General features: G+C 62.4%; 13 protein-coding genes and 2 pseudogenes. 8 read left to right on the forward strand and 7 right to left on the reverse strand.

The genetic code is table 11. From position 1 onward, the window contains the following. Positions 1–161: 161 nt before the first annotated feature. Positions 162–857 (reverse strand): class I SAM-dependent methyltransferase, encoded by a 696-nt coding sequence (locus tag EJK15_RS18945; protein ID WP_338089876.1) that lies wholly within the window; start codon positions 855–857, stop codon positions 162–164. Between the two features lie 63 nt (positions 858–920). After that, positions 921–1,108 (reverse strand): annotated as a pseudogene (locus tag EJK15_RS18950) (IS5/IS1182 family transposase); the annotation flags it as partial. A gap of 283 nt (positions 1,109–1,391) precedes the next feature. Here EJK15_RS18950 and EJK15_RS18955 point away from each other — a divergent pair. Both EJK15_RS18955 and asnB read left to right on the forward strand, forming a co-directional pair. Further along, a complete protein-coding gene (locus EJK15_RS18955) occupies positions 1,392–2,429 on the forward strand; it encodes a class I SAM-dependent methyltransferase (RefSeq protein ID WP_206060953.1) in 1,038 nt (345 codons plus the stop codon). 291 nt (positions 2,430–2,720) lie between these two features. Further along, the gene (gene asnB / locus EJK15_RS18960; RefSeq protein WP_138711780.1) at positions 2,721–4,631 is read left to right on the forward strand and encodes an asparagine synthase (glutamine-hydrolyzing); all 1,911 of its coding nucleotides are present in this window, start codon (positions 2,721–2,723) and stop codon (positions 4,629–4,631) included. Positions 4,632–5,338: 707 nt separating this feature from the next. Here the strand turns inward: asnB and EJK15_RS18965 are convergent. Then, the gene (locus EJK15_RS18965; RefSeq protein ID WP_138711781.1) at positions 5,339–6,562 is read right to left on the reverse strand and encodes a S8 family serine peptidase; all 1,224 of its coding nucleotides are present in this window, start codon (positions 6,560–6,562) and stop codon (positions 5,339–5,341) included. Positions 6,563–7,519: 957 nt separating this feature from the next. Beyond that, a complete protein-coding gene (locus EJK15_RS77600; RefSeq protein ID WP_420847070.1) occupies positions 7,520–8,470 on the reverse strand; it encodes a sulfotransferase in 951 nt (316 codons plus the stop codon). Between the two features lie 680 nt (positions 8,471–9,150). Between EJK15_RS77600 and EJK15_RS77605 the strand changes: the two are divergent. After that, a pseudogene (locus EJK15_RS77605) lies at positions 9,151–9,300 on the forward strand (IS630 family transposase); the annotation flags it as partial. Between the two features lie 28 nt (positions 9,301–9,328). Here EJK15_RS77605 and EJK15_RS18975 read toward each other — a convergent pair. Continuing rightward, complete coding sequence (locus EJK15_RS18975; RefSeq protein ID WP_171074402.1) at positions 9,329–10,441, reverse strand: lipopolysaccharide biosynthesis protein; 1,113 nt, start codon at positions 10,439–10,441, stop codon at positions 9,329–9,331. Between the two features lie 1,672 nt (positions 10,442–12,113). Between EJK15_RS18975 and EJK15_RS18980 the strand changes: the two genes are divergently transcribed. Then, the gene (locus tag EJK15_RS18980; protein ID WP_206060954.1) at positions 12,114–13,466 is read left to right on the forward strand and encodes a hypothetical protein; all 1,353 of its coding nucleotides are present in this window, start codon (positions 12,114–12,116) and stop codon (positions 13,464–13,466) included. A gap of 3 nt (positions 13,467–13,469) precedes the next feature. Here EJK15_RS18980 and EJK15_RS18985 read toward each other — a convergent pair whose 3' ends face one another. Together EJK15_RS18985 and EJK15_RS18990 are read right to left on the reverse strand one after the other, a co-directional pair. Continuing rightward, entirely contained in the window at positions 13,470–14,735 is a 1,266-nt protein-coding gene (locus EJK15_RS18985) for a hypothetical protein (protein ID WP_138711784.1), read from the reverse strand. A gap of 113 nt (positions 14,736–14,848) precedes the next feature. Then, positions 14,849–15,484: a hypothetical protein gene (locus tag EJK15_RS18990; protein WP_138711785.1), complete on the reverse strand. Its 636-nt coding sequence runs from the start codon at positions 15,482–15,484 to the stop codon at positions 14,849–14,851. A gap of 451 nt (positions 15,485–15,935) precedes the next feature. Between EJK15_RS18990 and EJK15_RS18995 the strand changes: the two genes are divergently transcribed. Genes EJK15_RS18995 through EJK15_RS19010 form a run of 4 tightly spaced genes read left to right on the forward strand, consistent with a single transcriptional unit; the run spans position 15,936 to position 20,118 of the window. Then, a complete protein-coding gene (locus tag EJK15_RS18995; RefSeq protein ID WP_240777054.1) occupies positions 15,936–17,090 on the forward strand; it encodes a glycosyltransferase in 1,155 nt (384 codons plus the stop codon). Then, a complete protein-coding gene (locus tag EJK15_RS19000) occupies positions 17,087–18,040 on the forward strand; it encodes an NAD-dependent epimerase/dehydratase family protein (protein WP_138711787.1) in 954 nt (317 codons plus the stop codon). The genes EJK15_RS18995 and EJK15_RS19000 overlap by 4 nt, the downstream gene beginning before the upstream one ends. 54 nt (positions 18,041–18,094) lie before the next feature. Next, on the forward strand, positions 18,095–19,084 hold the full coding sequence (locus EJK15_RS19005; protein WP_138711788.1) for an NAD-dependent epimerase/dehydratase family protein: 990 nt from the start codon (positions 18,095–18,097) through the stop codon (positions 19,082–19,084). Beyond that, a complete protein-coding gene (locus EJK15_RS19010) occupies positions 19,081–20,118 on the forward strand; it encodes an MraY family glycosyltransferase (RefSeq protein WP_138711789.1) in 1,038 nt (345 codons plus the stop codon). Before EJK15_RS19005 ends, EJK15_RS19010 begins: the two co-directional genes overlap by 4 nt. Positions 20,119–20,120 lie beyond the last annotated feature (2 nt).

Raw genomic sequence — 20,120 nt, forward strand, 5'->3', positions numbered from 1 at the left:
TCTGCTGCATGTGGTGCGGCACATCGAGGTGGCGTCTGGTCTGCGGTAGCGGGTGGACGCGTTTCGTGGCGGCATCCGGGCAGCGGGCTTGCCTGTTCCGTGCCAGGCTGCCCGCATGCCCGCCCGTCTGGTGTGCGGTGCCGGGGCCTATAGCGCGCGCATCAGCACATGGCGGCAGCTTGTCTGCGCATCAGCAAGTGTCCGCGGCGGAATCGTTCATCCTCCAAAGGCTCGCGCAACATCCGCGCCACCTCGACGAACTCTTCCTTGCGGGCCAGGTCGGCCAAGTCGTCGATCGGCCACCGGTTGGCCGGCGCGACCCTATGGTCGAACTGCAGCACCGGACCGCCCTCGGATTCGAAGAAGCCGAGCAGGAGATAACCACCAGAGGCCAGCACCCGGCGGAACTCGGCGAAGTATGGCGGCAGCTCCGGTGGTTGGATGTGGATGACGGAGTACCAGGAGAGCAGACCGCCCAGCTCGCCGTCGGCCACGTCGAAGGCGCCCATCGAACCGACCTCGAAACGCAGGTCAGGATGGTCTTTGCGGGCGATGTCGATCAGTGCGGGAGACAGGTCGATGCCGAAGGCGTCCAGTCCGAGGTTACGCAGGTGTGCCGTCATGTACCCGGGACCGCAGCCGGCCTCGGCGACGGCCGGGGTTCGGCGGCCCGCACGAGTTCGGCGAACACGGCGAGTATCGCGCGATCCAGTGGCCCGCGGTCGAGCGAGTTTCGGACGAAGTCGGCGTAGAGGTCGGCGACGGCGTCGTAGGCGTCCGCCGTCGCGGTCAGATGGGGGAGGATTCGGCCATGGCGGACGACTGTAGTTCATCGGTCGGCAAAGGTCGTCGATCATCGACCGGTCGGCGCGTCCGTTCCGTTCCGGTCGGCTGGCCGCGACCTCGACGAGTGAGCCCTTTCATCTTGGGTAACGGCCCTCGTCGACGACGAGTTGCAGCGGCAGGATCGCGTGCACGAGTGCGGTCGCGCCATGCGGGCAACAGCCAGCTTGGTCAGCACCTTCCAGGACTTCAAGGTCGCGACTGCACGTTCACCGATGGCTCGGATGCGGGCGTGGGCGCGGTTGACGTCCCGCTGTCCGCGCGACTTAGGAATTTGCTCGTCCAGCACCTCACCGGCGGGGCTTCCAACGGTCCGACCGAAGGTCACGGACCTGCTCATCGAATAAATCCGTCGGTGCACAACTACCGAAACTTTGTTGGATGGCGGCTTTAGCTCAATCTCCATTGTGGCACAATTGGTAAGATCTTGACGCCACGGATTGAACTGGACTAAGCGTCCGGGCCCGCCGCGTAGAGCGTGCATACCGTCGGCATAACTCTGTATTTGCTATCGACTGGCAACTGCGCGGCGTGTCAGGCAGACACCGATGAGGGCATATCGTACAGTTCTTATTGTTATTCTGCTGGTGACCGGGATGTTGCCTGGGAAAGAATGTGTCTATTCGGTGCTTGATGGACATTCTTGGCATACTACAAAGTCGCTGCCAGATTATCTTTGCCATATTTGGAGGTTAGTGATGCCGGGGGGATCCGCGGAGGCGACCGAGAGTGATCGATTTTCTTTTGGCGACAACTGGCTGAGCTTTATCGAAGTAGTGCGCGATGAGCGGATCGAACACGCTACGGAATCGCTTGCCGCTGCCCTCGGACGCACTGACTTGACGGGGAAGACCTTCCTGGACGTCGGTTGCGGAAGCGGCCTGTTCTCGCTGGCCGCGAGCCGTATGGGGGCGAAAGTCCACGCGTTCGACTACGATCCGGCTTCCGTCGCCGCCTGCATGGAGATACGCCAGAGGTACGCGCCGGACAGCGACTGGACAGTGGAGCAGGGATCGGTTATCGACGAGGCGTATATTCAGAGCCTAGGAACCTACGACATCGTCTATGCATGGGGTGTCCTGCACCACACGGGTGCCATGTGGCGTGCGATCGAGGCCGCCTCTGCGCTGGTCGCGCCCGAAGGATCATTGTATATAGCCATATATAATGATCAAGGCCCGATCAGCCGCCTCTGGTGGTTGGTGAAGCGCCAGTATGTTCATTCCGGTCCGGTGATGCGGAGGATGCTCCTCCTTGGTGGCAGGGCATATTTCTCGTCGCGCACCGCCGTTGGGGCGTTGCTGCGGGCCGGCGGCCTGTCCCAGTCACGTGACCAAGTCCGGCAGCGAGGCATGTCGGCGCGGCACGACTTGGTCGACTGGATCGGCGGGTTTCCCTTCGAGGTGGCCGCGCCTGAAGCGATCTTCGAATTCCTTAGGGAGCGCGGCTTCGAACTGCGCTTCCTCAGAACCTGCAAGGGTCGTCTGGGCTGCAACGAGTATGTCTTCGCCGCACCTGCGGTGAGTCAGAAGCCGGTGAGCGTCACGACGATGGATCCTTCCTCGGCCTGTCCTGACCGAATCTAGCGTGGCTTCCGAAGTCTGCACCCGCAGGTATCGGGACCACGAAGATCGTCTTCCGCGATCAACGGAAAACACCACTCCGCTCCGAAATGACGACCCGGCAAAGGGACTGGCCTGACAACGACCTGCTCCCGGCACCGTATCCATCGGCGACGAAGTCCTAACGGACCCTCGACGATCCAGAGTTCACTGTCTCATACGCAGCCCAGGCACGTGCGTGTGTCTGAAAGGACCCCGGCGTGGAATTCATGACCGGGAGTCCGTGAAGCCGTTCCGAAGTTTCCGGGAGGATACATGTGCGGCATAGCCGGAATGGTGTCGACCTCTCTGTCTGACCCAGATCTCGTCCGCCGTATGTGTGAGGTGATCGAGCACAGAGGGCCTGACGGCAAGGGGTTCCATTTCGACGAACACGCGGCGCTCGGCATGCGCAGGCTCGCGATTGTCGATGTGGCCACTGGCGATCAGCCTGTGTACAACGAGGACGAACAGATCGTCGCTGTGTTCAACGGCGAGATCTACAACTTCGCCGACCTACGGCAAGACCTGGCCGAGCAAGGGCACCGGTTGCGGGGGACAGGTGACTCCGAGTGCCTCGTCCACCTTTACGAGCAGTACGGCACCGACATGGTCCACCACCTCAGGGGGATGTTCGCCTTCGCTGTCTGGGATCGAGAGCACGGGCGTTTGCTCCTCGCGCGGGATCGGGTCGGGAAGAAGCCTCTGTACTGGCGCTCAGAGGAGGACTCGATATGGTTCGCCTCGGAGCTCAAGTCCTTGGAACGGGATAATCGGCTGCGCCGCGACGTGGATCCGGTAGCGCTGCACCACTACCTGACCTACCAGTACGTCCCCGCTCCTTGGTCCATCTACAAGGGAGTCCACAAGCTTCCACCTGGACACCTGCTGATCTGGGAGCGCGGCAAGGTAACCGTACGCCGATACTGGGAGCTGGACGGCACTCCGCGGCAGGTGACGAACGAGGCCGAAGAGGAGGAGCGGCTGCGCGAACTCCTACTGGAGGCGACGCGCATCCGCATGGTGAGCGAGCGCCCCATCGGAGCGTTCCTGTCCGGGGGAATCGACTCGTCCACAGTGGTGGCCGCCATGGCCATGCAGAGTCCCCAACCGGTCAAGACGTTCTGCGTAGGCTTCGAGGAGAGCCGGTACGACGAGCGCCACAAAGCGCGGATTGTCGCCGACCTTTACGGCACCGACCACCATGAGTTCGTGGTCACCTCTCGTCTGCTTGACGTCCTGCCGCGCATCGCATGGCACTTCGACGAGCCGTTCGCCGATTCCTCGGCCATCCCCAGTTTCTACGTCGCGCAGCTGAGCCGGCAGCACGTCACAGTTGTCCTCAACGGCGACGGTGGGGATGAGGGTTTCGGCGGATACCAGCGCTATATCCTGATGGGGAAGGCCAGATGGATTCCAGGCATGCCCCGCGCGGTCGGCGCGACGTTCGCGCGCATTGGCGACCTTGTCGCGGAGCGAAGCGACGCCGGTTCCCTCTCCCGACGACTCGGGCGCCTGATGCAGTTCGCTGGGGAACGCCCCACGCAGCGGTACGCCCGCCTGATGTCCTCCTTCACGCCCAAGTGGAAGTCCGAGATCTATAGTGACGAACTCGGTGGCCTGCTGGCGGAGACGGACAGCTACCAGTTGTTCGAGGAAGCCTATGAGCGGTCACGGGCGCTGACCGATCTCGGCCGTATCCTCGACGTCGACGTCGCCACCTATCTTCCCGGTGACTTGCTTGTGAAGGTGGACATCACATCGATGGCCAACTCACTGGAGGCCCGATCGCCGTTTCTGGACCACCGCCTCATGGAGTGGGCGGCAGCCCTCCCCATTGGCTTGAAGGTCCGCAATGGTCACACCAAGCTGCTGCTCAAACGAGCGGTCCGTCCATGGCTGCCCAGAGAAATACTGGACTACCCCAAGCAGGGGTTCGGCGTGCCGCTTGCATCATGGTTGCGTGGGGAGCTTCGCGAGTTGGCCTTCGATGTCCTGACCGACGCCACCGCACGCGGGAGGGGTCTGTTCCGCCCGGCCGTGGTACGCAATCTTCTCCAGCGCCACATCGGCGGCGCCGACCACAGCATGCGTATCTGGACCCTCCTGCAGCTCGAACTCTGGTACCGGGCTCACGCAGCGCCTCAGGATCACATGATGACCGGATGTCCAGTCCTGTCGACATAGACGTAACCTTGACCACATCGGACACATCGGGCCTAGGTTCGAAGTTTCACCACGGCCACGTGAGATCGTTTCATCCTGAAGTCGCAGGTCAACGGCCTGGCTTGGCACGGTTGGGACGTACTCGTGCTGGTAGCGGCGGCGTGTCTGATCACGTTTCCCCCAAGTTGTTCTCGCGGTTTTCGGTCTTGTGCGGACCCAGGGTGCCATCGATCAAGACCACCTCGCCGCCCTGTGTGGCGATCTTTGGCCGCGGATCAGGTCGGTGACCAAGGTGATGGTCTTGGTGGACAGCGGCAGACGGCACTGGTAGACAGCAGACGGCACGCCTCGGCGAGTGCTTTGGTTGTTCTCACAACACCGCCATGCCCCTGCCGGGGGCGTGCCACGTTGTGGCCACACAGGCGTCTACAGGCGTCGTCCCTGGTCAGGGGTGCGAGATATCCCCTTCGGGGTGCCGGTCAGGACGGCGGGACGAACGCTCCGGCCGCAGTCTTGCGCAGCCAGCCTCGCTCGGCCAGCCGATGCGCCAGGCCATCCCCTTCTACCTGATAAAACAGGCTGGAACTCTCTCAGCGGACGCGTGGTCCTTACTGGCCGCACTCGGATACGACCCACGGCGAGCATCCGCGGGTGTTGAGGAGTCGGAGCAGGGACTGGGCGAGCCCTCGTGGACACCGCCTACGCGGGCCCGCCTTCCCGTGTGCTGCTCAGAGCGCGGCGACGTTCAGCAGCGGCTCCTGCACACCGTCAGGGTCACCGGCCGGCCATGTCCAGTTCAGCGTGCCCGCGCCCTGCAGGGCCGACTTCACCTCGGCAGGCAAGGCGGTCGGGTGCGTGACCTTGTAGAGTGCGGCGCCTCCTGCCACGTGAGGGCTGGCCATCGAGGTGCCCGAGATAGTGGCGTACCTGCCCCCTTTCCAGGCGGACAGGATGCATGTGCCTGGGGCGATGAGGTCGATGTCGGCGCCGAAGTTGGAGAAGTTGGCAATCGTGTCGTCGACGTCGAGCCGGCAGGTGCGCCTGCCGCTGCCACCAGGGAAGCCGTTGAAGTCCGCGAGCGCGCTGACGGTGATGACCTCGTCGTACGCGGCCGGGATGTGATTCGCGGCGTTGTCGTGCTGGTTGCCCGCGGCGACCACGTACGTGACCCCAGACGCGACAGAGGCGCAGATCGCCTGGTGCACGGCATCCTCGTTGACCGTGCCGCAGGCGCCGTCGTCGGTTCCGAAGCCGCCGAGACTCATGTTCGCGACCTCTATCTGATCGGCGTTCGCGGTTACGAAATCAATGCCGCAGATGATCTGGGAAAACAGGCCGACGCCCCTGTTGTTGAGCACCCGGACCGGCCAGATTCGGGCGCCGGGCGCCACCCCGACGACGCCGTGGAGGTTGTCCTTGGCGGCGACCGTGCCCGCGACGTGAGTGCCATGGCCGTGGCCGTCGTCGGCGCTGGTGCCGGTGGAGCAGTTCCTCGCGCCGGCGACGTAGACGTCCAGCTCGGGGTGGTCCAAGTCGACGCCCGTATCGATGACCGCCACGTCGACGTCCATCAGCTCGTCCACGCCGTTGACCCTCGCGGTCGGGCTGGTTTCAGCGTCGACCCGGTTGATCCCGGTGGGAAAAGTCTGGGTGCTGATCTTCGCCACGCCGTCCTGTTGCACCCACCGCACGCGATCGTCGGCTGCCACGGCCGCCGCCTGTGACCTGGTCATCCGTGCGGCGTAACCCCTGAGGGCATGACTGTACACGTGCCTGATGGACGCGGCATGCGCATAGGCATGGTTGTCGGCGACGGCCTGCGCGTTCTGGTCGCCATCCAGTACGACGATGTAATCGCCGACCCGATCGGATTTCGTATCGGCCGATACGGCGGGGATGTTGGCGAGAACGGGACAGCTGGCCAACAGGACAGCGAGGAGCGCCTTACGCACCGTGGTTTCCTCCGCTCTGGAAGTGGATCGTCGCCATCCCTGGTCGTCAGCACGTATTTCTCCAGGTCATGGCGCTGTTGTTCTAACAGAGGAGGGCCGTTCCCGCCGTGCAGACGCGCCCATGGTGGGCTTCCTCGGCGACGGCTTTGGCCGTTCATGGAACGGCGAGGTGCAATCAGGGCTGCCTGTCATATATCACGCAGGGCCAATCCGAAGACCGGATGACGCGTGGGCGGGTGGCAGTAATCCCTCGGGCGTTTGTGGTGGATCAAGGGTGCTGATCAGCGTGTCTGATCGGGCGGTGTTAGAGGATGACGTTGTAGCCGAGGCTTCGAGCTGACGGATGTGGCTGCGTTTGGCTCGGTCATGCTTGATCCGGGCGTCGTAGAAGTCGGTGCCCAGGTCGTGCAACCGGGTGTCGGGGTTGGACAGCAGGTCCCGGACGATCGTCAAGATGGACTGGCCGAGGGCGATTACGGCCCTCTTCTTGCCTCGATGGCGAGCGATGCGGCGGCAGCGCCCGCCAAGAAAGGCCGGTGCCCTGGCCATCGGCCAGCGCGGCCTCGCCCAGTACGCGGGTCAGATAGCGGTTACCGTGGCCGGTGGAGTTACGTCCCTTTTTCCGGCTGGCTCATTCCCTGAATGATCGGGGTGAACTTGGTCCAGGAGGCCAGGTGCATCGCCCGGCTCCAAAGCCCGCCACGCCGTCGAGGCCGAGGCGATCGAGCCGAACAACTCGCCCTGATTCCGCAACGTGCGGATGTGCCGGAAGTGAGACCGCGGGAGATCAGGCCGCGCAGGAACACCAACCAGCCCGCAAAGTCCTCCGACGCCGCCACCGTTGCCGGCGGTGCTGAGCGTGTCGCGGACGGTCTCGTCGCAGGCTCTGGTGGCCTTCGGCGGAACCTCAATCCCGAATCAAGTTCGAAGAGCCGCCATGTGACTAGACACCGTCACTCACCGCGCACAGGCTGTATTTCTATCAAAGGGAGGATATTTGTATCGAGCAAGACCCATGCCGGTAAGAGCAGTGATAATCCGTTTCGTCCGCTGTGGAAGTTCCGTACGCCACGCATTATCCACCGCAAGCGGCTCCAATCCCGTCCGGTTGCGCATGGGGTTGCCGGCTATGCTGTGGCTTCTGGGCAGTTGAACATGGTTCTCCCCATGGAACGGCAACTCCTCGGTCCCCATCGGTTCGCCGGCGAAGGTTATCATTCGTTGAAGATTCGTCCGCGGTCGAGCGATGAAGTCTTCATAGCGTAGGAGCATTCTTGGTTCGCCGAGAAAGCCAAGGGCGTCTAGTGTGAGATTGAGGCACATCCATTCGATCGCGGTCCGGGTAGGCGTTTGACGCCGCATGAATCCGTTACCATAATTAGGATTCCTGACTATTTTGGTATGTGAGTAACAGACTCCATAGCTCGATCGCACAAGATGAACTATCCGCAGGTCTATGTCAGGAACGTGCCGGATCATGTAGGCCGCTGCGGGCGTCTTTGAGGAGTCCACGACGATATCGCAGCCACTCACGGTGCGGATCGCCTGATATACCGAGCTCATTATTTCCGTATATCGTTTCAGCTTACACTGAAACGAGGGAACCGCTTGCGGAAGAATCAACAGCGGAACATATCGTGTGCGCACGATACTATTGTGTAGCTCCAGCACCTCATCGATATCGACATTGTCCCATCCGCCGAACGCCTCTTTTCCGACGCTTCTCCAAAAATCACAGTCAAGGAACCGAACTCCACACCCGCACATTTCGTTGCGCCGAACCCCGTGCTCCCACAGGAGAAACAGCTCGCCGACCGAGCAAAATCCATGAACGGCGCCCACCGTACGAGATATCAGTGTACTTCCACTACGTCCGAGTCCCGCGATAAAGAGAACCGGAACCCTCATGTTTGCAGCCACAGAATCCTCTATATTACTTAATGGCACCGATACTTGCGTCAACAGCGAACAGGGAGACGAATGTCGCACAGGGGTTGCCGCGAAGCCGGTTCGCAGAAGCCTCTGGGCTGGACTGACGTGATTGCGGTGATCGATCAATCCCGTCCTCGGGGTTTCTCGACAACTAGACCTGGAAGCGAATCCCTGCCATCTCAGGTTTGAGGAGGTCCGACCTAATAGTCGTGTTCGGCATTTGGCCCTCTAGTGTCATTCGTATAATTGCCGCTGCCATTATGACACGCGCCAAGCCGGATCCCACTAATCTCCGGGCAAATCATCTCACACTGAGGCTTTTGTGAGACATTACCAATGCTCAAACTCCGAGCGGACTCCTCGGACATCCCATCAATGATCCCTTCGTGCGTCCTGCAGAGCGGGAGGTGAAGCCGTCTGACGTAGCGACGGATCTTGCTGGTCGTAAGTTCGTCGCTTGCCGATGGAAGTCTGGTCAGGATAGAGATGTTGAAAGGCTGACTTTTCGCATCACGGCGGTTCAGGTTCGAGGATAAAGTTCGGTCCGGCAATGATGGCGCGAGCAGGTCGGGCCGGTGCCGCAGGCGCTCGAGAAGATGTTTGACGACGGCGGCGAGGTCGCGGATGCCGCCGCGGACGGCCAAGGTCGGAAGGAGGAGCAGTATCCCAAGATCCGTACGGAGGCCATCTGCCAGGGCGTGAACATCTTCTTCCTCGATGAGGTGGCGTGCGGAGCGACTATCACACCGGCACCATCTGGGCGCCCGGTCGGTCGCACTCCTATCGTCCGCGGAACGGGCAACCGGCTGGGGGACCGCCATGGCCGTCGATCCTTCAGGAACTCGGTGTCCGCCGAACGATCAGGAGGAAGAACGCGGCCGCGAATCGCAAGTCCGATATCCGGGGCATTAGGGCTTGTCGGTCAGTCCCAGTCACCCTGGCAAACCAGAGAACCTCGGTAAACGCCAGTACGATGTAGCTGCAAGAGGCTGAAATGGCAGCCCCTGACGCACCCCAGCGCGGAATCAGCACAGCATTCAGAGCGATGTTCATCGCGAGGGCGCCGACGGGAATCACGGCTAGAGTCAGGGGACGGTCGAGCCGTATCAGGAACTGTTCGACTGGTCTCACGACAGATAGCGCGATAACACCCGGGGCAAGGAGAAACAAGGGTGTCACGCTGTGGGCATACGCGTTACCGTACAGGAGGGGGATCAGAACGGGTGACATGATTGCCATCGCGGCGACGACGAGCGTGGAGAAAAGGACGTTGTACCGCAGCGCGTGAGCGGTGACCTTGCAGGCGTCAGGCTGGTCTTCGGTTGCCTGCCGATGTAGCGCCACCTGGGCTATCGCGTCGGTCGGCACCCATGCGAGAGCCAAGAAGCCGCCTGCGACGGCGTACAGGCCCACCTGTGTCGGAGTGACAAGAGTGTTCAGCAGGAATATGTCAAGGGTCAGGAGGAGATGCTGGGCCACAACGCCAATGTGGTAGCGGCTCGACAAGGCGAGCTGCTGTCGGGCCAGCAATGCTTTTCCGCGAAGGCCGGAGCAACCGAGCGACACGGCGATAAAGACGAAGCGCACTGCCGCGGACATCGTCCAGCAGATCACCGCATTGGTGATCGTGAGACATCCCATGACCTTGAGCGCCAGCACCGGCAGCGATAGAGCGAGTGCCCATGTCACAACCGCTCGGTTGACAAGGCTGGTGCGGGACTGAAGAAGCGCAATACCGTTGAGGTTGATCGACGCCACGCTGAACGGCACCGCGAGCAACGCAATGACTAGCAAGTTGGGCGCCGGAACCGGGGCGACAACTACCAAGATGCAGAAAGCGCAGAATCCGGATACCACCCCCGAGATCAGTCCTAGGATGAGGCCATTTGCTGCCAGAAATCGGTGCCGTGTAGGCTCCAGCCACATGGCGATCTGCGACTTGTTCACCGATAGGTGGCCTGCGACGATGGCAGTCGTAGCCGTAGTTGTGATTAGCGCGTAGATGCCCCTCCCCTCGGGCTCCAGGGTTCGAGCTATGAGGATTGACGCAATTGCCGCCATCGCAAGCCGTAGCCCGTCGGTAGCTGTCGTCTTGACTACCCTGGTTGCGGCCAGATTCCCGACTAGTGCGCGGGACATCCGACGTCCGTCAGGATATGATCGTTGTGTGCCGTGTGCCAGAGCATGGCGGCGTCGACGCGGCCAGACCACCGCATGAAAGCGCGGGGGCTGGAGAAAGCCGCCACGAACGGACGCATCAGGGAATAGCGCTGATGCCCGATATGACATCCGTCTCCACTGCCAGCAGTGAGCGAGGTTCGGCTCTGCTTGGACACGGCCGTCATTGCTGCGGTCAAACAATTTTCCCGCATAAGAAGCGCTTCGATTGGCACCCCCCTATTCAGGGGGATCCATGTATCCTTATGGATCACCGTGTGCAGCCTTTCGTTCATCCTTCGCTGAGCGGCCACTATCCGCAGATGAGATGTAGCTGCCAATAGCGGCGCAGAATGGCTCCACTTCGCAGCCATGTGAACGCGTTGTCACAACGGATCTTGTGCACGCTCTCGTAAAGGGTTCAGCTTGAATCCGAACGGATGGACGCGTGATCGGATCGCCAACATCGTGGCTCCGGCCCGCCTCAATGCCATCCCAAGACCAGTCGTTTCTGACCGCGTTCCAGATGGCGAGACCAAGCACCCCCTGAGGGGATCGACCATGTCCACGACGTGCTTCTTGTGATGGTGGCGAAGGCACTCGGAGTCTCCCGTCGTGCTTAGCCGATGTCCTTGCCGCCTGAGGTCCCTTCATGGCGTGACGCACGCACAGATTTCACCGTTGAGCACCACGAGGGGCGGCGGTCCTCGCAATAGGCGGTTTGGAGGTCGGCACTGGCGTGGATAATGCTGACCCACACAAGCCGAGGGCCACATGCCGGCCACTGTAGAACACATGGCCGTAATGGGCCCCGCACCGCGTCACAAAATGCTGCAGGCGGGCGTCGTGCTGGAGCGAATCACGGCACCACCCCCTCTGGCGCCATGAAACAAGCTAATTAAAGTGCTCAAGGCCGGCAGGAACTGCATGGTTTCATCGTCTCAGAATTTTCGACTAATATTGGCACGGGTCGGACATGGTTCATCGAAAGGCCCACCGCCGGGGCGGTGGAAAGCGGCCACAGTTGCAACCCGGCCTTTCCGGCAAATGTTTAGGCGGAGTGTAGGAGATCGATGGCCGGATGCTGCTTCCGGTGGTATCCGAAGCGGTGGCGGCATGGCTAGCCCAAAGCGAGCCTCGGAATTGGATCGTATCGGGAAAAGCGGATCGAGCGCGAGCGGCAGAAGGCATGCGGTCCTTGGATAAGACCAGCAGTGCATTGGGCAACGCATCACCAAATGCCCACTTCCTATCGCAAAGCGAGCGTTTAGAAAGGGTCATGTCGACGGCCCATCTTACGAGACTGGAAGGATGGTTACGGTATGGCTAGCTCTGAACTATGAGCCATACTACGACGAGTGACTGATCGGACACGAGTGTGTAAGCGGTGTGTCTCGGACAGTTCCACGGCACCATATCGGTCGTTTCTGAGGAACATCGGCCGGTTGGGACGCAGGAATGGGTGGCCCCCCGGCGGTGGGATCTGTCGGTCGAGTGGTCGGCGTTGCGCGGCGTAAACGTCGCTGGTGTTGTGATCGGGCGTTCTGTCCGCGGAGCGGCGCTGCTGCACAAAATCGCCGACCGGGTGCGGCTGACCGAGGCACTGGCCGCACTGTGGCCGGCAAGGCAGTCCTCTGCCTGGCGTGACCGCGCGCACGTGCTGGTCAGCCTGGCCGCAGCGATCGCGTGCGGTCCGCGGAGCCTGCTGGAGGCCGAGCGGCTGCAAGCGCACCAGATGGTGCTGCTCAGGGCGGCGCCGTCGGACTCCCACCCAACCCACCGCACGCAGGCGGGCCTGGACGAGGCGATGCTCATCCGCACCGCCAAGGCCAGGGCGGGAGTACGACGCCATGTCTGGCAACTGCTTCACCTGCGCCCGAGCGGTTTTCCGCTGGCTCACCGTGGCCGGCAAGCGGCTGCGCGGATGGATCGACATCGACATCGACGCCATCATCGCCGCCTCCTCGGACAAGAGCGGGGCGGCGGTCACGTTCAAGAAGACCTACGGCCTTCACCCGCTGGCCTGCTGGTGCGCCAACACCCAGGAATCGCTGGCGATGCTGCTGCGCAAGGACCGACTCCCTCGCCCCAGGACGGGCGACTCTACTCTGACCGTCACGTGGCCGAACTGCTCAGCCAGAGGCAGGGGTGGCCGGACGGCATGCGACTGCTGGTGCGCCGGGTCCGTCCCTCGGCCCGGCACCGCAAGAACCTCACCGCGTTCGAGATGCGCACTGGCAAGAAGTACTCCATCGTCGCGACCAACATCGGCCGCATGTGGGGCATCGCCGGCTCTCACCGCCCGCAATGGCTGGACGCCCTGGCCAGCGCGCACGCGGTGGCCGAAGGCCGCGCCTGCACCGGCAAGGCTTTGGGCCTGCGTAACCTGCCCAGCCAGGACTGGACCGTCGATCAGCGCCGGATGCTGGCCGTCAACCTCCGACACGACCTGGACTGCCGGCTCCGCCTGCCGATCCTGCACGACAAAGACGGCCTGGAGCGCGCCGAGCCGGACACCATGCGCTACCGGCTCTCCCACCTGCCCGCCCGGCTGACCGCCCACGCTCGCCGACAGCACCCCGGCGCCCACCGCAGCGTCATGCGACGACCCGCCCGACTGCATCGGGGACATCACGGGCAAACCGCGGCGCCACTTGCACAACACAGCCTGCTGAAGAATCGAGGTCAGCACGCCGATTCTGCCGCGTGGAATTGGAAAGGAAGGCCTGTTGGGCCTGGCTCCCTCTGCTCCGTTCCCATCCCATCCCCGCCTACTTCGAAGAGCCACCGTTCCGCAAGGTCGCGTAATCGGTGATCGTTATCCGGAGCCGGCTGTCCCGTTAGCCGGTGACGGCTCGTCGTGCGACCTTTTGTCAACTGGCTGTGAGCGTTTTATCATCCCGGGTTCGCGAGCCCAACCGATCGCGGAAAGTAGGCTTAGTATCAGGACGATGGGAATACGCTGGCGGAATATCAGACCGATGTTGGCAATGGTCGTCGCATAAGCGATCGTGCTTGGCACGACGAACAAGAGGAGGAACAGCAGCATCTTGCGGTCATATTGCCACAGGCGACGGCCTCCCTTTACCGCACAGTAGAGCAGGTACCACACCAGTAGCGCCTCGATCTTACCCAACTGCAGTGCCGGGCTGCCGTCCATCCAAGGGAACGGAGACAGCAGCGTGTAGATGACTTTCGTTGGAAGATCGTCCCATGGGGCGCCATCGGGGGTGAAGACCACACCTGAGCCGCCTTGCTCAAGTTCGCTTCGGACATTTGTGGCTTGACTTTTTTCCAATTGTCGCTGCATGGTCCCAGCGGGCCCCGTGGCCAAAATCTGTTCGTAGAGGAGCATGAAGGACATCATGGCCGCGACAGAGAGTGCCATCACCCGCACAGAAATCATTCTTTTCCGGCTGACAATGCTGAAGAACAATGGCAGGCCGCACATGATCACCATGTACGGTCGAACATTCCATAGAGCCCAAATGAGAGGGGCCATTGCGAGAATCTTGCGAATATCGAAGCGTTTCATATTTGAAGTGGCGAGCCAGAGGCAGGTTATTACGAAAAATGCGTTGAAACCATCCTTGAACATGTCAGATGTGTGCACGAGGAGCCCTGGAATGAATGCGATGAGGAGGAGTAGCCGAAAAGCCGAACGGTCATCAGCGCCGACTAGTTGGGCGAACTTGTACATGACGATGCACAAGCCACAGGCGATGAACGCCACGACTGCGGTGCAGGCCATGGGTGCGAATCCGCCGCACAGATACATCACGAATGCAAAAATGTGGCATGGTGTGGCCACCGTATTGATGGAGGGAATCACTTCGCTTGAGACGAGTTGAATGCCGGCGCTCTGCCAGTATGTTACGATCTCCATGGCGCTGAGCTCATAGTAAAAATTATCGCCGCCGTAGTCGAGAGAGCCGCTGCGCACAATAAAGACATGAATGAACAGCCGGGCGGCGAACGCTGCCAGCAGCACCCCGAGAACCGGCCGCGCGGTCTCGCTGGGGAAGCTGCCCCTGACAAGAAAAACCAGCGTCAATGCGAGAGCGGCGACGATAAGGTACTCCATGCGGTCACTCTAAGTGATCGAAGTGTCAATCGCTGCCGGGAAGGTGTGTGACTCGATTACCTGGGAAAGTGATGACTTCTTGATTACTGCGTCTTTGGAGCGAAGGTTTCCAGTTAACCGCGATTCGTCAGAGACTTGTTCGGGTTCATGGAGTCCGCGGCTTGCAGGCAATGTCCAGCGCGGTTGGGGTGGTCCTCGCATGTCGCTGCAGGGGCGCCGGGTTCCACGGGCCGGGGGTGAGCTCCTTGGCTGGGCGGGTTGTGCAGGCCCATCGATTTGCGGGCGCGCACCCGCTCCTCGACCACCGCGTGCGCGCGTGCCAGAGCGTCCAGTCGCTGCGGACGATGAAAGTCAGCGATGCTCCACGTGCGGCCGATGTTGGTCGCGGTGAGCGAGTACTTCCAGACGGTCTTGAGCGCGAGCCCCGGCGAGGCTCTTGCGATGACATGCCGAGGGGCGGACCCGGCGCGCAGCAGCCGCATGCCCCCCGGCCAGCCGGTGCGCCGGTTGTGGCCGCCAGGGAAGCCGCCCGGGCCCAGGTGCAGCAACTGCCACACCTGGCGCGATATCTTCGCCCTGATCTTGGTCAGGTGGGCCGGCATCGGCTCGTCCGGGCCGGCCAGCGCACGGTGGGTGGTGGAGCCCGACGGTGCCGCTCCGAACAACGCCGCCGGGTGAGCTTGCAGCCGCCAGGTCCCCAGCAAGCTCTGCGCACCGCACACGATCGCTGCGGCCAGGCTGACTAGCACGTGCGCGCGGTCGCGCCAGGTCGCCTGCTGCCCTGCCGGCCACGGTGCGGCCAGCGCCTCGGTCAGCCCACCCGGTCGGTGATTTTGCGCAGCAGTGCCGCTCCACGTGCCCGTTTCCGGCCGCTACCATCCGACCGCTTGATACCTGGGGTTAAGAACGCACAGAATGCGTGCCTGATGATGAATTTTAGGAAAAGCTGTGACGAAGGTGTATAGATCTCGCTTTTTCGCAACGCCACCTTTGGTGGCAGAGTGATGCTTTTCGGGCAAACCGCCCCGGCGCGGTTGTGGCATGGAGCCGTCTTTCAGGCGATGGTAGGGAATAGGGAAAGAATTCCACCGCCACTGGGGCGGTGTCGGCGAACAGATCGGGTGGCAGGTTAGCTTCTCGGACATGATGAGGCGAACAGCAAGGGGCCCCGCGATGCAACCCAACGGCCGGATAAGGGTCATGGAGGTCATCGCACGCCTGAATGTCGGCGGCCCTGCCACACAGGTAATGGGGCTGTGTGCGCGGCTGAACCCTGAGGAGTTTGAACATCGCCTCTATGCTGGCCAGGTCGATGGAGACGAGGCCGACCACTTTGAGCTACAGCACGCGGCGACCCGAATCCACCGGGTTCCCGGCCTAGGCCGGGCGGTCAAGGCTGGCGATGACTTCCGGGCTCTCGTCTGGTTGATCGGCGCCATGCGCGAGTTCCGCCCGCACATTGTGCACACCCGAACGGCCAAGGCGGGCGCCTTGGGCCGGATGGCCGTTCGCTTGGCGGGTGTCGGCTCGGCACGCGTTCACGTCTTTCATGGTCACCTCTTGCATGGCTACTTCTCGCCGGCCAAGCGCCACCTCTACGTACTTTCGGAACGACTGCTCGCTTCCTTGTCGGACCGACTGGTCACCGTCGGCTCCAAAGTCCGGGATGATCTGCTGGCTGCAAAGATCGGGCGGCCAGAGCAGTACATCGTGATACCGCCCGGTGTTCACCCGGTAAAGCCACCCGACCGCGAGGCAGCACGCGCTTGTTTGGGCATTCCACCGGACGTGCCCGTCGTTGCGTACGTGGGTCGGCTCACCAAGGTCAAACGACCGGACCGCTTTCTGTCTGTGGCCGAGTCCGTGCTCCATCGGCTGTCTGAGTGCCAATTCGTGGTTTGTGGCGGCGGCGATCTCGCCGCTGTTGTGGAAAGGCGTTCTGAACCTCTTCGTCGCTCCTTTCATCTGCTCGGCTGGAGGAAGGACGTGGAGAACGTCTACGCCGCCGCTGACGTGATCCTTTTGACTTCAGACAACGAGGGAACGCCCCTCACGCTTATCGAGGCGGGGATGGCCGGCGTCCCGGTCGTCTCCACCCGAGTGGGAAGTGTTGCCGAGGTCGTGCAGGACGGGAAGACCGGACTGCTGGGAAGCACGGACGTCGGCGAACTCGCCGCGCATACAGTCCGGCTGCTTTCAGATCGGGCTCTGGCAATCCGGATGGGGCAGGCAGCCCGGGCTTGGACGACAGGCGCGTTCGGCTTGGAGCGGCTCGTCGCGGATACCGAAGATCTCTATCGGTCGCTCTGCGCATCGACAGGACATCGCTTCATCGCTGAAGGGAACAAGAGATGAGGGTCCTTGTGACAGGCGGCGCGGGATTCATCGGCGCGCATCTCTGTGCGTCGCTCGCGACGCGGCCAGAGGTCGAGAAGATCACCGTTCTGGACGACCTGAGCAGCGGGAATCTGGACAACCTCGATGGTGTAGGCGTGAATGTGGTGCTGGGCAGCATCCTGGATCGAGACCTGGTGACGAGTCTGGTCGCCGACGCCACCACCGTCGTCCATCTGGCCGCGCGGCCTTCTGTGCCTCGATCTCTGGCAGACCCTGTGGCCTCGCACACGGTCAATGCCACGGGCACGGTTCACGTCCTGGACGCGTGTCGCATGGGAAAACCCCATGTGATCCTCGCGTCATCGTCATCGGTATACGGGAACTCGCCGGAACCATACAAGCATGAAGAACTTCCCACTCGGCCGCTGAGTCCATACGGTGCGAGCAAGCTGGCGACAGAAGCCTACGCGATCGCGTATGCGCAGAGTTTCGACCTGCCCGTCCTGGCGTTCCGCTTCTTCAATGTATACGGCCCCATGCAGGCTGCTGATCACGCCTACGCCGCTGTCATACCAGTGTTCGTGTCAGCGGCTTTGCAAGGTCGCCCCCTACCCGTATACGGCGATGGCAGCCAGGCGCGGGACTTCACGTATGTAGGGTCCGTAGTGAACGTCCTGGTCGAGGCGATGATACGGCGGGTTACATCTTTGAAAGCTGTGAACCTTGCTTTCGGGACGCGCGTGACCTTGCACCATCTGATGGGCGTCCTAGGGCAGGTCCTCGGCCAGCCGATCGAGCCCAGCTACATGCCTCCCCGGATCGGCGACATCTATGAGTCGCAGGCATCTCCTCACCTGTTGCGAGAGCTGTTTCCTGACGTACACCCAGTATCGCTTGAGGAAGGGCTTCGCATGACTGCGGCCTGGTTCGAAAAGACAACGGTCTCGGGCTCGAGCGAGCCCGTCTGACTTGGCGCTTCCTCCCGCAATGAACGTCTCAACTTATGTGACTAGGGGAAGCCTGTGAATAATGCAGCAACGAGCACGTACCTGATCACGGGTGGCAGCGGATTCGTCGGGTCGCATCTTGCCGATGCGCTACTCGCCCGCGGTGATTCAGTCGTGGTCCTGGACAATCTATCGACCGGGCGGCGGGACAATCTCAGGCCGCATGCTCGGCTTCGGTTCGTGCACGGGTCGGTCCTGGACGAGCTCATGGTCGACGAACTCGTCCGCCAGAGCGACGTCGTCGTCCATCTTGCGGCGGCGGTCGGCGTCAAACTGATCGTCGAGCAGCCGCTGCGGTGCCTGACGACCAACATCCGGGGGTCGGAGATCGTCATCGAGGCCGCGCATCGCTATCGCAAAAAGGTCCTGATCACGAGCACCAGCGAGATCTACGGCAAGAACTCCTCCGGACCGCTGCGGGAGGACGCGGACCGCATTCTCGGCAGCCCGTCTGTCGTGCGGTGGGCCTACAGCACGGCGAAGGCCGTCGACGAGATCCTGGCCAATGCGTATCACCGGGAGCGCGGCCTTCCGACGATCGTAGTGAGATTGTTCAACACTGTGGGGCCACGGCAGAGTCCGGCCTACGGCATGGTCCTCCCGCGCCTCGTACGGCAGGCGATCAGCGGTGTTCCCCTCACGGTCTTCGGTGACGGAAGCCAGACCCGCTGTTTCGCGCATGTGGCGGACGTCGTCGACGCGTTGCTCAGGCTCCTGGACCTTGACGCGGCGGTCGGGCAGACCTTCAACATCGGCTCTGCGGACGAGGTGAGCATCCTGGAGCTGGCAAAGCTGATCATCCAGCACACCGGATCCACATCCGGGATCCAACTCATTCCGTATCACGAGGCCTATATACAGGGCTTCGAGGACATGACACGCAGGGTGCCCGACACCGCCAAGCTGCGCGAGCTCACCGGTTGGGCACCACGACACGCCCTGGAGGAGATCCTCACCGAGGTCGTCGGGGAAGCTCGAGCAGATCTCCTGGCGTCCGTCCCGTGAACGCCACGATCGCCTTCGCCGCGGGCGCGGGCGCGTTTGTGATCAGCTACACGGTCATCGTGCCGCTGAAGCGCTGGGCGCTGCGCTGGGGCCTGACCGATCGCCCCAGTGCGAAGAAGGCGCACGCTCGTCCGACTCCTTACCTTGGTGGCATCGCTATCAAGCTCGGCATGCTTGTCCCCGCGGTCGCGGTGCTCGGCTTCGCCGATCAGCGGATCACCGCCATACTGCTGGCCGCCATGGCCATAGGTCTGGTCGGCCTGATCGACGATGTCAGGCCGCTGCAGCCGTTCACCAAACTGACCGTGGAGACCGTGGCGGCTAGCGGAGTCGTCTCCTCTGGCGTCCAAATCACTCTGATCGGCGGATGGCTGGACGGTTCTCTCACGATGCTGTGGATCGTCGTGATGGCCAACTCCTTCAATCTGCTGGACAACATGGACGGCGCCCTTGGAGCCGTCGCCATGGTCACTGCCGCATTCCTCGCAGGGACGGCCTTCGTGTCCGGCGAGCCGTCGCTGGGGCTCATCCTGATCGTGCTCGCCTGCACCAGCCTGGGCTTCCTGCCGCACAATTGGGCGCCCGCGAAGATATTCATGGGTGACTCCGGTTCCTTGTTCATCGGATTCGTGCTCGCCTGCTCTGCGGTTCTCCTGGTGTCGGGGCAAAGCCCGGAGGCGACGATCGTCGGGCTGCTCCTGCCGACGTTCGTGGCGACCGTCGACACGGGCGTCGTGTTCCTCTCGCGGGTGCGGGCGGGTCGCTCGCCCCTGGTGGGCGGCACCGACCACGTGTCACATCGGCTCCGCGGGATGGGTCTGCGGACGCGGGCCGTCGCCGTGGTGCTCGGCCTGACGGCGGCGGCGACTGGCGGCTGCTACCTGGCGATGGCTCTGCAGTGGATATCACCGCTGGCCACGGCGGTGGTCGGGAGTGGAGCCGCTCTTCTCTTCATCAGCTTGCTCCAGGGGTGTGGGCGTCTACGCGCCGATCGAACACCCAAGCTTCCCGAAACCCGTGAAAGGCGGCCTTGATC

The sequence above is a fragment of the Nonomuraea basaltis genome (assembly GCF_005893125.1).
GTDB classification, from domain to species: Bacteria; Actinomycetota; Actinomycetes; order Streptosporangiales; family Streptosporangiaceae; genus Nonomuraea; species Nonomuraea basaltis.

Coding starts and splice junctions, on each gene's coding strand:
- EJK15_RS18945 (WP_338089876.1), bottom strand. CDS start 857: ATGATCGACGACCTTTGCCGACCGATGAACTACAGTCGTCCGCCATGG.
- EJK15_RS18955 (WP_206060953.1), top strand. CDS start 1,392: ATGAGGGCATATCGTACAGTTCTTATTGTTATTCTGCTGGTGACCGGG.
- asnB (WP_138711780.1), top strand. CDS start 2,721: ATGTGCGGCATAGCCGGAATGGTGTCGACCTCTCTGTCTGACCCAGAT.
- EJK15_RS77600 (WP_420847070.1), bottom strand. CDS start 8,470: ATGAGGGTTCCGGTTCTCTTTATCGCGGGACTCGGACGTAGTGGAAGT.
- EJK15_RS18985 (WP_138711784.1), bottom strand. CDS start 14,735: ATGGAGTACCTTATCGTCGCCGCTCTCGCATTGACGCTGGTTTTTCTT.
- EJK15_RS18995 (WP_240777054.1), top strand. CDS start 15,936: ATGGAGGTCATCGCACGCCTGAATGTCGGCGGCCCTGCCACACAGGTA.
- EJK15_RS19000 (WP_138711787.1), top strand. CDS start 17,087: ATGAGGGTCCTTGTGACAGGCGGCGCGGGATTCATCGGCGCGCATCTC.